Raw genomic sequence first — 12,999 nt, 5'->3', positions numbered from 1 at the left:
GAGCGACCGGGGAGCGGTGGACACCGCGCCCGGCGCCCCACCGGCGACCCGCGGCGGCCTCCGGCTGCCGCGGGTCCCGCTGCGGATCACGATCGTGGCGCTGCTGCTGGCGCTGGTCACCGTGGCCCTGATCGCCACCGGCCTGACGGCGACCTCCCTGCTCAAGCGCTACCTGGTCGAGCAGCAGGACGAGCAGCTGGCGAACCAGCTGCGCACGGCACGCGAGTCCCAGGACGTCGTCGCCTCCTGCCTGCTCGGCGGCCGGCAGCGCGTCATCACCTTCGGCTACCTGGCCTGCGCGGTGCCGGGTGAGGCCGCGCCGATCGTCATCTCCGGCCCGCCCTCGGACGACGCCCTGCCCGACCTGAACGCCGCCCAGGTGGTCGCCATCGCCGCCGGGACCGACCGCGACGGGCGGCCCGGCGGCGGCCCCGGCGGCCCGACCGCGTACACGGTGCGCTCCGTCGACGGCGACACCCTCTGGCGGGTGACCGCCGCGACGCTGCCCAGCGGGCTGGTCGTCGTCGTCGGCGGGGACCTCGACCGCGACGACCGGGTGATCGGCCGGCTGGTGGCCCTCGAGGTCGTCGTCGGCCTGGTGGTGCTCGTCGCCCTCGGCCTGGCCGGGTACGGGCTGGTGCGTCACAGCCTGCGGCCGCTGGCCGCCGTCGAGCGGACCGCGCAGGCCATCGCCGCCGGCGACCTCTCCCAGCGGGTGCCCGCCGGGGACGGCCACACCGAGGTGGGCCGGCTCTCGCAGGCCCTCAACGGCATGCTCGCCCGCATCGAGAGCTCGTTCCGCGCCCAGCAGGCCTCCGAGGAGCAGGCGCGGGCGTCCGAGGAGCGGATGCGCCGGTTCGTCGCCGACGCCAGTCACGAGCTGCGCACCCCGCTGACGTCGATCCGCGGGTTCGCCGAGCTGTACCGGCAGGGCGCCGTCGGCAGCCCCGCGGAGGTCGAGCGGCTGATGCAGCGGATCGAGAGCGAGGGCGCGCGCATGGGCGTGCTCGTCGAGGACCTGCTGCAGCTGGCCCGGCTGGACCAGCAGCGGCCGCTGGCGCTCACCCCGGTCGACCTGGCCGAGCTCGCCGGCGACGCGGTCCACGACGGGCGGGTGCTGCAGCCCGACCGGCCGCTCGCGCTGCACGTCGACGAGGCGATGACCGAGGTGCCGGTGGTGCTCGGCGACGAGGCCCGGCTGCGCCAGGTCGTGGGCAACCTGGTCATCAACGCGCTGGCGCACACGCCGGAGACGGCGCCGGTCACCGTCTCGATCAGCGAGGACACCAGCGGCGGCGGCGACCGGGTGGTCCTGCGCGTGGCCGACGAGGGCCCGGGCATGGCGCCGGAGGTGGCCGCGCGGGTGTTCGAGCGCTTCTACCGGGCCGACGCCTCGCGCAGCCGCGCCGCGGGCGGCACCGGCCTGGGCCTGTCGATCGTGGCGGCACTGGTGGCCGCGCACGGCGGGGACGTGTCCCTGGACACCGACCCCGGACGCGGCTCGGTCTTCACCGTCCGGCTGCCCCGCTCGGGCCCCGACCTCGGCCGGGGCGGGGTCCCCAGGCAGGCGCCGGCACCCGCGGACGTACCGTCCGCGGGTGACCACTGACGCCGAGGGCGCCCCGTACGACCCCGACCTGATGGCGGCCGTCACCGACCTGGGGGACGCGCTGCGCGGGCTCGTGGAGGCCTCCGTGCGCACCACCGTCCCGGCCGGCGAGCTGCACGAGGTCGCCGCCGCGGTGCGCGCCGCCGCCGGACGGCTGGGGGCCTCGACCCGCCCGCCCACGCAGCTGCCGGCCCTCGACGACCCGGTGCGCTTCCGGCGGGTCTACAACCCGGTCACCGGTGTCGGCAGCGCGCTGGCCCCGCCGCTGGCGCTGCGCGAGGAGCCCGGCGGCGTCGTCGGCGAGGTCTCCTTCGGCCTGGCCTACGAGGGCCCGCCGGGCTACCTGCACGGCGGGGTCAGCGGGCTGGTCATGGACCAGGTGCTCGGCGCGGCCACCATCCGCGCGGGCCTGTGGGGCATGACCGCCCGGCTCGAGCTCGACTACCGTCGTCCGGTACCGCTGCACACCCCCGTCGTCTGCCGGGCCCGGGTCACCGAGGTCGGCGGTCGCAAGTCCGTCGTCACCGGCTCGATCGCCCCGGCCGACGACCCGGGCCGGCCGCTGGTCGAGGCGCGGGCGGTGTTCGTGCTGCCACGGGAGGAGCTGCGGACGGCCTACTTCGCGCAGGTCACCGACGCCTCCGGCCGCCATGCCCCGCCGCAGCGGCCCACCGACGCGACCGCCCCGGCCCCCGACGGGGACCGGTGAGGGACGTCGAGGTCGCCGCCGCCGCGGCCCGGGCGGCGGCCGCCGTGCTGGTGGAGCTGCGCGCGGGGAGGCTGACCGGCCGCGAGCTCGGCGACGCCGGGGACGCGGCGGCGCAGGCGGCGATCACCTCGGTGCTGGCCGCGCACCGGCCTGACGACGTCGTCTTCAGCGAGGAGGCCGCCGACGACCGCAGCCGGCTGGAGGCGGGACGGGTGTGGATCGTCGACCCGCTCGACGGGACCCGCGAGTACGGCGAGACGGACCGGTCCGACTTCGCGGTGCACGTGGCGCTGTGGGCGTCCGGGCGCCTGACCGCCGCCGCGGTGGCGCTGCCCGCCGTCGGCGAGGTGCTGGTCACCGACCCCGCGCCCGACCTCCCGGCCGTGCCCGCGCGGCCGCCGCGGATCGCGGTCAGCCGGACCCGCCCGCCGGCGCAGGCCGGGGCCGCCGCCGCGGCGGTCGGCGGCGAGCTGGTGCCCCTGGGCTCGGCCGGGTGGAAGACGACGGCGGTGGTGCGCGGCGAGGTCGACGCCTACGTGCACGCCGGGGGCATGTACCAGTGGGACTCCGCCGCCCCGGTCGCCGTCGCCCTGGCCGCGGGGCTGACCGCCGTCCGGCTCGACGGGTCGCCGCTGCGCTACAACGAGCCCGACCCGTCGCTGCCCGACCTGCTGGTCTGCCGCCCGGAGCTGGCTGCCGACCTCCTGGCCGCGGTCGGCTGACCCGCGTGGCGGACACTGGCGGGGTGACGATGACGACCGACCACCGGCTCACCCAGCTGGAGACGCTCGAGGCCGAGTCCATCCACGTCATCCGCGAGGTGGCCGCCGAGCTCGAGCGCCCGGTGCTGCTGTTCTCCGGCGGCAAGGACTCGATCGTCATGCTCGAGCTGGCCCGCAAGGCGTTCGCGCCGGCGCGGATCCCGTTCCCGGTGATGCACGTCGACACCGGGCTGAACTTCCCCGACGTCCTGGAGTTCCGGGACAAGCGGGTGGCCGAGCTCGGCGTGGAGCTCGTCGTCGCCTCCGTGCCCGACGCGATGGCGCGTGGTCTGGTCCGCGAGGAGCCCAACGGCTCGCGCAACCGGATCCAGACGCCGGTGCTGCTCGAGGCGGTCGAGGAGCACGGCTTCACCGCGCTGTTCGGCGGCGCCCGCCGCGACGAGGACAAGGCCCGCGCCAAGGAGCGGGTGTTCTCCTTCCGCGACGAGTTCGGCCAGTGGGACCCGAAGAACCAGCGGCCGGAGCTGTGGGACCTCTACAACGGGCGGATCCACCTCGGCGAGTCGATCCGCGTCTTCCCGCTGTCGAACTGGACCGAGCTCGACATCTGGCAGTACATCGCCCAGGAGCACATCGAGATCCCGTCGCTGTACCTCGCCCGGGAGCGGGAGGTCGTCGAGCGGCAGGGGATGCTCTACGCCGTCAACGAGTTCGTCCGGCCCCGCGAGGGCGAGCGGGTGTCCCGCGCCACGGTGCGCTACCGGACCGTGGGCGACGCCAACCTCACCGCGGCCGTGCGCTCGGAGGCGACGACGGTCGAGGAGGTCATCGCGGAGATCGCGGTGACCCGCATGACCGAGCGCGGCGCCACCCGCGGCGACGACAAGGTCAGCGACGCCGCGATGGAGGACCGGAAGAAGGAGGGCTACTTCTAGGAGGACCCCATCCGCTCACCACGCTCACCCAGCGTGCGGCGGGCCGCCGCGAGCGCGCGAGCGACGCCGGCGGCGGTGGCGCAGCAGGACGACGACGGTGACGGCCAGCAGCACGAACCCGGCCGGCCAGCCCACCGCCTGCGGTGACCCGACGCCGAGCGCCTCGGCGACCACGTAACCGACCGAGTACCCGGCCACGACGACCAGCAGCACCGGAACGAGGAACACGAGCCCGCCCACCGCCGCTCCTCCCTGCGGGCCCGGTGGCCCGGCTCACACCAGCGTCCCCGAGGACGGCCCCGGACGCTGCCGTCCGCTCGCGGCGGGGATGATGGGGGTCGTGTCCGAGCAGTCCGCCGTCGACGTCCACTCCGCCGCTGCCGAGCAGGCGGCCGAGATCGCGACGGCGCGCCGGGACATCCTCCGCATCGCCACCGCCGGCTCGGTCGACGACGGCAAGAGCACGCTGATCGGCCGGCTGCTGTTCGACAGCAAGGCGGTGTTCGAGGACCAGTACGCGGCGATCGAGCGGGCCAGCCGCGGCGACTACGTGGACCTCGCGCTGCTCACCGACGGCCTGCGGGCCGAGCGCGAGCAGGGCATCACCATCGACGTCGCCTACCGCTACTTCAGCACCCCGCGGCGCACGTTCATCCTGGCCGACACCCCGGGGCACGTGCAGTACACCCGCAACACGGTCACCGGCGCCTCGACGGCGGACCTCGCGATCGTGCTGGTCGACGTCCGCAAGGGCATCCAGGAGCAGAGCCGGCGGCACGCCTACCTCGCCGCGCTGCTGCGGGTGCCGCACCTGGTCGTCGCCGTCAACAAGATGGACCTGGCCGGCTGGTCGCAGGAGACCTTCGAGGCCATCCGTGACGAGTTCCGCGCGTTCGCGGCCAAGCTCGACATCCCCGACCTGACCGTCGTCCCCGTCTCGGCGCTGCGTGGGGACAACGTCGTCACCCGGTCCGACGCCGCGCCCTGGTACGACGGGCCGGCACTCCTCGAGCACCTGGAGTCGGTGGAGGTGGCCGGTGACCGCAACCTCACCGACGTCCGCTTCCCCGTCCAGTACGTGATCCGGCCGCAGTCGGACGCCTTCCACGACTACCGCGGCTACGCCGGCACCGTGGCCAGCGGGGTGCTGCGCCCCGGCGACGAGGTGCAGGTGCTGCCCGGCGGCCGGACGACGACGATCGCCGCCATCGACGGCCCCCGCGGCCCGGTGGACGCCGCACACCCGCCCATGGCGGTCACCGTGCGGCTCGCCGACGACCTCGACGTCTCCCGCGGCGACCTGCTGTGTGGACCGGGGGGCGGGCCCGAGGTGACCCAGGACCTCGACGCGCTGGTCTGCTGGATGGCCGACGAGCCGCTGCGGCCGCGGCAGCGGCTGGCCGTCAAGCACACCACCCGCAGCGTGCGGGCGATGGTCAAGGAGATCGTCCACCGGCTCGACGTCAACACCCTCGACCACGAGGAGGAGGCCGGCGAGCTCGGCCTCAACGACATCGGCCGGGTGCGGCTGCGGACGACCCAGCCGCTGTTCGTCGACGACTACACGCACAACCGGGCCACCGGCCGGTTCATCCTCGTCGACGAGGCCACCAACGCCACGGTCGGCGCGGGGATGCTCGTCCCCCACCAGTAGGACCCCGGGCCCCTGCACGGGGCCGCTCCGGCACCTCACGTGCCGGCTGGGGAGCCGTCCACCTCGTCGCGCCAGCTGTGCTCGGGCGTCCACCCGAGGGCCCGGCGGGCCCGCTCGCTGCTCATCAGCGCCTGGTGCCGCCCCAGCGGTCCGCGCACCGGGACGCCGGGGAACTGCTCGGCAGCCAGCTCCGCGCTGGGCCGGCTCATCACCGTGTCGGCGTTGGCGATGACGAAGACCTCCGCTCCGGGGCCGCGGTGGTCGAGCGCGGCCAGGACCGCGGCGGCACCGTCGCGCGCGTCGATGTAGGACCACGCGTTCCACCGCCGCAGCGCCGCGTCGGCGTCGAAGGAGGGGAAGGCCGCGTAGTCGGCCGGCTCCATCACGTTGGAGAAGCGCAGTCCGGTGATCGACAGCTCCGGCCGCCACCGGGCGAACTGCCGCGCCATCTCCTCCTCCAGCGTCTTCGACAGCGAGTAGGACGAGTTCGGCGTCGGCCCGCAGTCCTCGTCGAGCGGCAGGTAGGGCGGCGGGGTGTCGAAGGGCAGCCCCAGCACCGTCTCGCTGGAGGCCCACACCACCGTGTCGATCCCGGCCACCCGGGCGGCGGCGAAGACGTTGTACGTCGTCGTCACGTTCGCGGCGAACAGCGTCGCGTCGGGCCGCAGGCCCGGGGCCGGCAGCGCGGCCAGGTGGACGACGGCGTCCGGGGCCGGCCACCGGTCGTCGACGCCGGTCAGCGCCCCGACGGCCTGGCCGTAGTCGGTGAGGTCGGCCTGTGTCCAGGCGACGTCGGCCCGGCCGGGGTGCACGAGGTCCACGACCGACACCCGGCGGCCGCGCCGCACGAGCAGGTCGACGACGGCGCGGCCGAGCTTGCCGCTCCCCCCGGTGACCAGCACGTGCCGGCTCCCGCCGGGCTCCGCACGGTCGGACGCGCTGGTCATGGCTCTCCGATCCGGGGCGTCGTCACGGCGCCCCGTGGCAGGAGGTCGTCCGCCGCCCGGCACGAGCCGGGCGGCGGGACGGCCGGTCGGCTCGTCAGGACTCGGGGTCCGGGGGCGCCGGCGCCTGGCTGGGGTCGCCGTCCCAGTCCTTGCCGGCCTTGTAGGCGTGCCCCGAGGCGCTGTCGGTCTGGTCGGCGACGGTCTGCACCATCTCCTCGTCGGACAGGCCCTCGCCGGCGGCCTCGGTGTGGCTGGGCTCGCTCATCGCGTCTCCTCCGTCTGGCGGCTTCGGTCGCCCCCAGCCCTCCCCGGGAGGGACCGGCGACAAACGCGCGCGCCCGGCCTCAGCCGCCGTGCGACCGCACCGAGAACCACACCCGCTTGCCGCCGTCCACGTCCTCCACGCCCCAGTCGTCGGCGATCGCGTCGACGATCTGCATCCCCCGCCCCCGGGGCTGGTCACCGCGCAGCTCTCCGACCACCGGGCGCACCGAGCTGCCGTCGGCCACGGCGACGCGCAGCCAGCCGTTGGAGTACTCCAGCTCCAGGGACAGCACGCTCTCCCCGCCGACGTGGTCGACGACGTTGGCGACCACCTCGGTGACGAGGAGTTCGACGTCCCCGGTGTCCTGCGGCGCGCGCCAGGCCAGGAGGACCTCCCGGGCCAGGTGACGGGCCACCGGGACGCTGCGCGCCGAGGGCGGTAGGTCGACCCGGGCGGTGAGCGTGGACATCGAGGCCTCCCTGGTTCCGGCACCGGGGCGCCTCATCGGTTGTGCACCATCGAACTGGCGGCCAGCCTGACAGGTCGGCGACCGGTACGCAACGCCCGTTGCACGGAATGGCAGTTGCATGTCACAGCCGTTGCACGCAACACCCGTTCAACACGGTAGTGTGCAACCGAGCGGCGCGACAGAGCGTCGGCGAGGACGGAGGAGGACCCCCGTGACGGCAGGACCGCAGACGACGCCGGCCGCGCCGGACGATGCCGTGGTCGACAGCACGCCACGGGACGACGACGCCCTGCTGGCACTCGAGGACCTGGTGCGCGAGATCGACCGCTGCGCCGCCGAGCTGCAGGACGCGCGGGCGCGCGCGGAGCTGTTGCTCGCCGAGCGCCGGGCCGGCCGGGCGTGGCTGGACATCGTCACCGCCGAGTCCCGCCCGCTGGTCGTGGAGCGCATCAGCACGGTGCTCTCCGGGCTGGCCGGCGCCGGGTCGGCCTGGCGCCGGGCGCAGGCCCGCGCGCTGCAGGCCGAGCGGGTGAGCATCAACCGGATCGCCGCCCTGTACGGCGTGACGCGGCAGCGCGTCTCCGCCCTGCTGCGCGACGGCGACCGCGCGCAGGACTGACCCCGAGGCCTCCCTCAGGCCGTGAGCGCGTCGATGGCCTTGTAGAGGCGCTGCTCCGACACCGGGCGCGGCGTGCCGATCTGCTGGGCGAACAGCCCGACCCGCAGCTCCTCGACCATCCAGCGGATCCGCGCGACCGGGTCGTCCGGCGCCCCCGTCGGGGACACCTCCCGGCGCAGCTGCTCGTACTCGGCGGTGACCGCCGCGACCTGCTCCGTCCACAGCGCGTCGCGCGCCGCGTTGGCCGGCAGCTTCTCCAGCCGGTGGGCCATCGCCCGCAGGTAGCGCACGAGGTCGGGCAGGCGCCGGCGGCCGGCGTCGGCCACGAAGCCGCGGTGCAGCAGCCCGGCCATCTGACGGCGCAGGTCGGCGACAGCTGCCTCGGGCACCCGCCGTCCCGGGGCCGCGCCGATCGCGACGGCGACCTCGCGGGCCTGGGTGAGCACCGCCTCCACCCGCCGGACGGCGTCCTGGGTCAGCGGCAGCAGCTGCTGCCGGGCCGTGGTCACCAGCGCGGTGAAGGCGGCCTCGTCGCGCGGCGGCCCGCCGGCGGCGGCGACCAGCTCGTCGGCGGCGGCGTCGACGCAGTCGTCGACCAGGGCCGGGATCTCGCCGTCGGGGTTGAACTGCAGGGCCAGCCGCGTCCGGGGCGACAGGCCCTTGACCACCTGCCGCGCGGGCGAGCCGGCCACCAGCACCAGCAGCCGTCGCGCGCCGCGCCAGGTCAGGCGGGTGGCCTCGGCCTCGGTGGACACGACCCGGACGCCGACCGTGGCGCCCTCGTCGACCAGCGCCGGGTAGGCGGTGACCGCGTGCCCGCCGCGGACCACCTCGACGGTGCGCGGCAGCTCCCCGATCGTCCACGCCGTCAGCCCGGTGCGCTCGAGGTCCGAGGCCGCCCGGGCCAGGCTGGCCCGGCTGGCGGGGGCGACCTCGCGGCGGAGGGCCTGCAGGTCCTTGCCGGTGGCCAGGGGCCGCTGCCGGTCGTCGAGGACGCGGAACGTCGCCCGCAGGTGGTCGGGCACCTGTGCGGGCTGCCAGGCGTCCGGCGGGACGACGACGCCCGCCGTCCGCCGTAGCTCGCGCTCCAGCGCCGGCAGCAGCGGCTCGGCCGGGGCGATGCGCGGCAGCACCTCGCGGACCCGGTCGGGGATCGGCACCAGGGCGCGGCGCAGCTGCTTGGGCAGCGTCCGCAGCAGCGCCGTCACCAGCTCCTCGCGCAGGCCGGGGACGGTGAAGGCCAGCGACTCCCCCGACGTCCGCTCGGCCACGGTGTCGAGCACCGCGAGCGGCACGTCGACGGTCACCCCGTCCTCCGGCGCGCCGGGGGCGAAGGCGTAGGACAGCGGGAGGGTCAGCCCCTGCGTCAGCGGCACCTCGTCGGGGAAGTCCTCGACGCGGACCTGCCCGGCCGCGACCGCGTTGGTGAGCACCTCCGGCGTGAAGGTGAGCAGGCCCGGCGTCTCCCGGCGCGCCTGCTTCCACCAGCGGTCGAAGTGCCGGGTGGAGACGACGTCGGCCGGGATCCGGGCGTCGTAGAGCTCGAACAGCGTCTCGTCGTCGACCCGGATGTCGCGGCGGCGGGCCCGCTCCTCGAGCTCGGCGACCCGCTCGATCGCGCGCTGGTTGTCGGTCCAGAAGCGGTGGTGCGTCGTCCACTCGCCCTGCACGAGCGCGTGCCGGATGAACAGCTCCCGGGACACGACCGGGTCGATCGAGCCGTACTGCACGCGGCGGCCCACGACGAGCGGGATGCCGTAGAGGGTGACCCGCTCACTGGCCACGACCGAGCCCCGCTTCGCGTCCCACCGGGGCTCGGAGTGCTCCCGCTTCACCAGGTGGGCCGCCAGCCGCTCGACGTCGTCGGGGTCGACGCGGGCGACGGTGCGGGCGAACAGCCGGCTGGTCTCCACGAGCTCGGCGGCGACGACCCAGCGCGGGGGCTTCCTGGCCAGCGGCGTGCCGGGGGCGATGACGAACCGGGCCCCGCGGGCGCCCAGGTACTCGCGACCACCGCGCCGCCGGTCGCCGTCCTTCCTCCGGGTGTCCTCGAGCTGCAGGCCCACCTGCGACAGCAGTCCGGCCAGCAGGGCGGTGTGCACGCCGCGCTCGTCGGGCTCGGCGGCGAGGTCACCGACGGTCATGCCGAGCCGCCGGGCGGTGCTGCGCAGCTGGCCGTGCAGGTCCTGCCACTCGCGGATGCGCAGGTAGTGCAGGAACTCGCGCTTGACCGTGCGGCGGAACTGGCTGCCCGACAGCGCGTCCTGCTGCTCGGTCAGGTGGCGCCACAGGTTGAGCAGGGTGAGGAAGTCGGAGTGCTCGTCGGCGAAGCGGGCGTGCGCCTGGTCGGCGGCCTGCTGGTGCTCGGCCGGGCGCTCGCGGGGGTCCTGGATGGTCAGGCCCGCGGCGATGACCAGGACCTCCTCCAGCACGCCGCGGCGGTCGGCCTCGACCACCATGCGGCCCAGCCGGGGGTCCAGCGGCAGCTGTGCCAGCGCCCGGCCGGTGGGGGTGAGCCGGCCCCGCTCGTCGAGCGCGCCGAGCTCCTCGAGCAGGGCCCGGCCGTCGGCGACGGCGCGGCGGTCGGGCGGGTCGACGAACGGGAAGTCCTCGACCGCGCCGAGGTCGAGGGCGGCCATCTGCAGCAGGACCGAGGCCAGGCTGGTGCGCAGGATCTCCGGGTCGGTGTACTCCGGCCGGCTCTCGAAGTCCTCCTCGGTGTAGAGCCGGATGGCGACGCCCTCGGCCACGCGGCCGCAGCGGCCCGAGCGCTGCCGCGCCGAGGCCTGGCTGATCGGCTCGATGGGCAGCCGCTGCACCTTGGTCCGCGCGCTGTACCGCGAGATGCGGGCGGTCCCGGGGTCGACGACGTAGCGGATGCCGGGCACGGTCAGCGACGTCTCGGCGACGTTGGTGGCCAGCACGATCCGCCGCCCGGTGTGCGGCTGGAAGACCCGGTGCTGGTCGGCGGCCGACAGCCGCGAGTAGAGCGGCAGCACCTCGACCCCCGGGAAGCGCTCGGTGAGGCCGTCCGCGGCGTCGCGGATCTCGCGCTCACCCGCGAGGAAGACGAGCACGTCCCCGGGGCCCTCGGCCGCCAGCTCCTCGACGGCATCGCCGATGGCGGTGACCTGGTCGCGGTCGGGGTCGGCGTCCGGGTCGTCGGGGTCCACCACCGGCCGGTAGCGGATCTCGACCGGGTAGGTGCGGCCGCTGACCTCGACGACGGGCACCTCAGCGCCGTCGACCGCGAAGTGCCTGGCGATCCGGTCGACGTCGATGGTGGCCGAGGTGATGACGACCTTGAGGTCGGGACGCCGGGGCAGCAGCTGGGCCAGGTAGCCCAGCAGGAAGTCGATGGTGAGGCTCCGCTCGTGCGCCTCGTCGACGACGATCGTGTCGTACTGGCGCAGCATCCGGTCGCGCGCGATCTCGGCCAGCAGGACGCCGTCGGTCATGAGCTTGACCAGGGTGCCGTCGCCGACCTGGTCGGTGAAGCGCACCTTCCAGCCGACCGCGCCGCCCAGCGGGGTGTCGAGCTCCTCGGCGATGCGCTCGGCCACCGTGCGCGCGGCGATCCGCCGGGGCTGGGTGTGCCCGATCCGGCCGCGCACCCCGCGGCCGAGCTCCAGGGCGATCTTGGGCAGCTGGGTGGTCTTGCCCGAGCCGGTCTCGCCGGCGACGACGACCACCTGGTGCTCGCGCAGCGCGGCGGCGATGTCGTCGCGACGGGCGCTGACCGGCAGGCCCTCGGGATAGGTGACCGCCGGGACGGCGGCCCGCCGGCGGGCGATGCGCTCCTCCGCGGCGGCGACGTCGGCGGCGATGCTCTCCAGCGCCCGCGCCCGTGCCGCCTCGTCGCGGATGCGGCGCGTGCCCTCCAGACGGCGGCCGATGCGGTGCTCGTCCTCGAGGGTCAGCGCGGCCAGCCGGGACCGGAGGTCCGGGAGGGTCGCGGTCACGGCGGTGCTCGGCCTTCTTCCAGGGGGCGGGGAGCGGACTGCTCCGCTCCCAGGATCGCATCGGGGAGGCCCGCGCCGTCCGGCGTCCGGGGCCGGGGAGGACAACGCCGGCCGGCGGGCGGCTGTTCCGTCGCCCTCGCGCGGGGTACCGGCACTCGCGGGTGCAGCTCGTCGCCCAGATCACGTCGCATGTACCACGCAACTAGTTGCTTGTAACGTGCAACGTCTTGTAGGTTGCACGTACATCCCCTCCTCCCTGTCTGGAGTCCCCGTGTCCTCGTCCGCACCCTCCGCGACCGGGCGCACTGCCGTGTCGGCCACGCGGGCGGCCGAGGTCCGCCGGCTGTCGGAGCAGATGCCGCGCTTCGTGCGGCTGGTGCACGCGTTCAAGAGCCTCCCGGCCACCGCCGAGGGGCGGGAGCGCGCCGCGCTCGTGCTGCTGTTCCCCCTGACCCGCCTGGGCCCCCTCCGCCAGAGCACCCTGGCCGAGGTCGTGCACGCCGACCCCTCGACGGTCAGCCGGCACGTCGCCGCGCTCGTCGAGCACGGACTGGTCCAGCGGGTGGCCGACGAGACCGACGGCCGCGCCTCCCGGCTGGTTGTCACCGATGCCGGCCGGGCCGCCGTCGAGCGGCTCGCCGAGGAGCGCGCCGCCCACCTCGGCGCCGTCCTCACCGGTTGGTCCGATGCCGACCTCACCGCCCTCACCGGGCTGTTCGGGCGCCTGCTCGACGACCTCACGGCAGCGCTGCCGTCCGATCCCCGCTCCCCCTCCGCGCCTCCCGTCCCGAGAGAGAACCCATGAGCCAGACCACCGCCCGCCCCGCCGGCGGGCGCAGCGGCAGCCGCGCCGCGGCCGCCGCGCCGGACTCCTCCGGTGCCTTCACCCACCGGCAGATCCTCACGATCGTGGCCGGCCTGATGGTGGCGATGTTCCTCGCCGCCCTCGACCAGACGGTGGTGTCGACCGCCATCCGGACCATCGCCGACGACCTGCAGGGCTACGACCTGCAGGCGTGGGCGACGACGGCGTTCCTCATCACCTCGACGATCGCCACGCCGCTGTACGGCAAGCTCTCCGACATCTACGGCCGGCGGCCGTTCTACC

Annotated in this window: 13 protein-coding genes; 8 read left to right on the top strand and 5 right to left on the bottom strand. The window is 75.4% G+C overall.

Features of this window, described 5'->3' with window-relative positions; genetic code table 11:
* Nucleotides 1-16 precede the first annotated feature (16 nt).
* Genes ACI79O_RS05595 through cysD form a run of 4 tightly spaced genes read left to right on the top strand, consistent with a single transcriptional unit; the run spans nt 17 to nt 3,975 of the window.
* On the top strand, nt 17-1,609 hold the full coding sequence (locus ACI79O_RS05595; protein ID WP_456893338.1) for an ATP-binding protein: 1,593 nt from the start codon (nt 17-19) through the stop codon (nt 1,607-1,609).
* Nucleotides 1,599-2,318 (top strand): PaaI family thioesterase, encoded by a 720-nt coding sequence (locus ACI79O_RS05590; protein WP_456893336.1) that lies wholly within the window; start codon nt 1,599-1,601, stop codon nt 2,316-2,318. The genes ACI79O_RS05595 and ACI79O_RS05590 overlap by 11 nt, the downstream gene beginning before the upstream one ends.
* The gene (locus tag ACI79O_RS05585) at nt 2,315-3,040 is read left to right on the top strand and encodes an inositol monophosphatase family protein (protein WP_456893334.1); all 726 of its coding nucleotides are present in this window, start codon (nt 2,315-2,317) and stop codon (nt 3,038-3,040) included. The genes ACI79O_RS05590 and ACI79O_RS05585 overlap by 4 nt, the downstream gene beginning before the upstream one ends.
* A 29-nt stretch (nt 3,041-3,069) precedes the next feature.
* Nucleotides 3,070-3,975 carry a sulfate adenylyltransferase subunit CysD gene (gene cysD, locus ACI79O_RS05580; RefSeq protein WP_456893348.1) on the top strand — a complete coding sequence of 302 codons (906 nt, stop codon included), beginning with the start codon at nt 3,070-3,072 and terminating at the stop codon, nt 3,973-3,975.
* A 24-nt stretch (nt 3,976-3,999) separates the two neighbouring features.
* Here the strand turns inward: cysD and ACI79O_RS05575 are convergent, their stop codons facing one another.
* Nucleotides 4,000-4,215, bottom strand: a complete 216-nt coding sequence (locus ACI79O_RS05575; protein ID WP_456893332.1) for a hypothetical protein — start codon at nt 4,213-4,215, stop codon at nt 4,000-4,002.
* Between the two features lie 100 nt (nt 4,216-4,315).
* On the opposite strand from ACI79O_RS05575, the gene ACI79O_RS05570 reads away from it, so the two are divergent.
* The gene (locus ACI79O_RS05570; protein WP_456893330.1) at nt 4,316-5,629 is read left to right on the top strand and encodes a sulfate adenylyltransferase subunit 1; all 1,314 of its coding nucleotides are present in this window, start codon (nt 4,316-4,318) and stop codon (nt 5,627-5,629) included.
* Between the two features lie 35 nt (nt 5,630-5,664).
* On the opposite strand, the gene ACI79O_RS05565 is transcribed toward ACI79O_RS05570, so the two are convergent.
* The 3 genes from ACI79O_RS05565 to ACI79O_RS05555 form a co-directional block, all read right to left on the bottom strand.
* Nucleotides 5,665-6,576 carry an NAD-dependent epimerase/dehydratase family protein gene (locus tag ACI79O_RS05565; RefSeq protein ID WP_456913540.1) on the bottom strand — a complete coding sequence of 304 codons (912 nt, stop codon included), beginning with the start codon at nt 6,574-6,576 and terminating at the stop codon, nt 5,665-5,667.
* Between the two features lie 94 nt (nt 6,577-6,670).
* Entirely contained in the window at nt 6,671-6,841 is a 171-nt protein-coding gene (locus tag ACI79O_RS05560) for a hypothetical protein (protein ID WP_456873856.1), read from the bottom strand.
* Between the two features lie 79 nt (nt 6,842-6,920).
* Nucleotides 6,921-7,310, bottom strand: coding sequence for an ATP-binding protein (locus tag ACI79O_RS05555; protein ID WP_456913539.1), 390 nt, complete (start codon nt 7,308-7,310; stop codon nt 6,921-6,923).
* Nucleotides 7,311-7,521: 211 nt separating this feature from the next.
* Between ACI79O_RS05555 and ACI79O_RS05550 the strand changes: the two genes are divergently transcribed.
* Complete coding sequence (locus tag ACI79O_RS05550) at nt 7,522-7,929, top strand: hypothetical protein (RefSeq protein ID WP_456893324.1); 408 nt, start codon at nt 7,522-7,524, stop codon at nt 7,927-7,929.
* 14 nt (nt 7,930-7,943) lie between these two features.
* Here ACI79O_RS05550 and hrpA read toward each other — a convergent pair whose 3' ends face one another.
* Entirely contained in the window at nt 7,944-11,891 is a 3,948-nt protein-coding gene (hrpA, locus tag ACI79O_RS05545; protein WP_456913538.1) for an ATP-dependent RNA helicase HrpA, read from the bottom strand.
* A gap of 310 nt (nt 11,892-12,201) precedes the next feature.
* On the opposite strand from hrpA, the gene ACI79O_RS05540 reads away from it, so the two are divergent.
* Both ACI79O_RS05540 and ACI79O_RS05535 read left to right on the top strand, forming a co-directional pair.
* Nucleotides 12,202-12,696 (top strand): MarR family winged helix-turn-helix transcriptional regulator, encoded by a 495-nt coding sequence (locus ACI79O_RS05540; RefSeq protein WP_456873852.1) that lies wholly within the window; start codon nt 12,202-12,204, stop codon nt 12,694-12,696.
* Nucleotides 12,693-12,999 (top strand): MFS transporter (locus ACI79O_RS05535; protein ID WP_456913537.1); only part of this gene is annotated, 307 nt, incomplete at its 3' end. The genes ACI79O_RS05540 and ACI79O_RS05535, both read left to right, overlap by 4 nt.

Source organism: Geodermatophilus sp. SYSU D00696, from assembly GCF_054050235.1.
This window is presented reverse-complemented; position numbering and strand designations above follow the sequence as displayed.

Excerpts from the sequence above, each read along its gene's own strand:
- ACI79O_RS05565 (WP_456913540.1), bottom strand. The coding sequence starts at position 6,576 with ATGACCAGCGCGTCCGACCGTGCGGAGCCCGGCGGGAGCCGGCACGTG.
- ACI79O_RS05560 (WP_456873856.1), bottom strand. The coding sequence starts at position 6,841 with ATGAGCGAGCCCAGCCACACCGAGGCCGCCGGCGAGGGCCTGTCCGAC.
- ACI79O_RS05555 (WP_456913539.1), bottom strand. The coding sequence starts at position 7,310 with ATGTCCACGCTCACCGCCCGGGTCGACCTACCGCCCTCGGCGCGCAGC.
- cysD (WP_456893348.1), top strand. The coding sequence starts at position 3,070 with ATGACGACCGACCACCGGCTCACCCAGCTGGAGACGCTCGAGGCCGAG.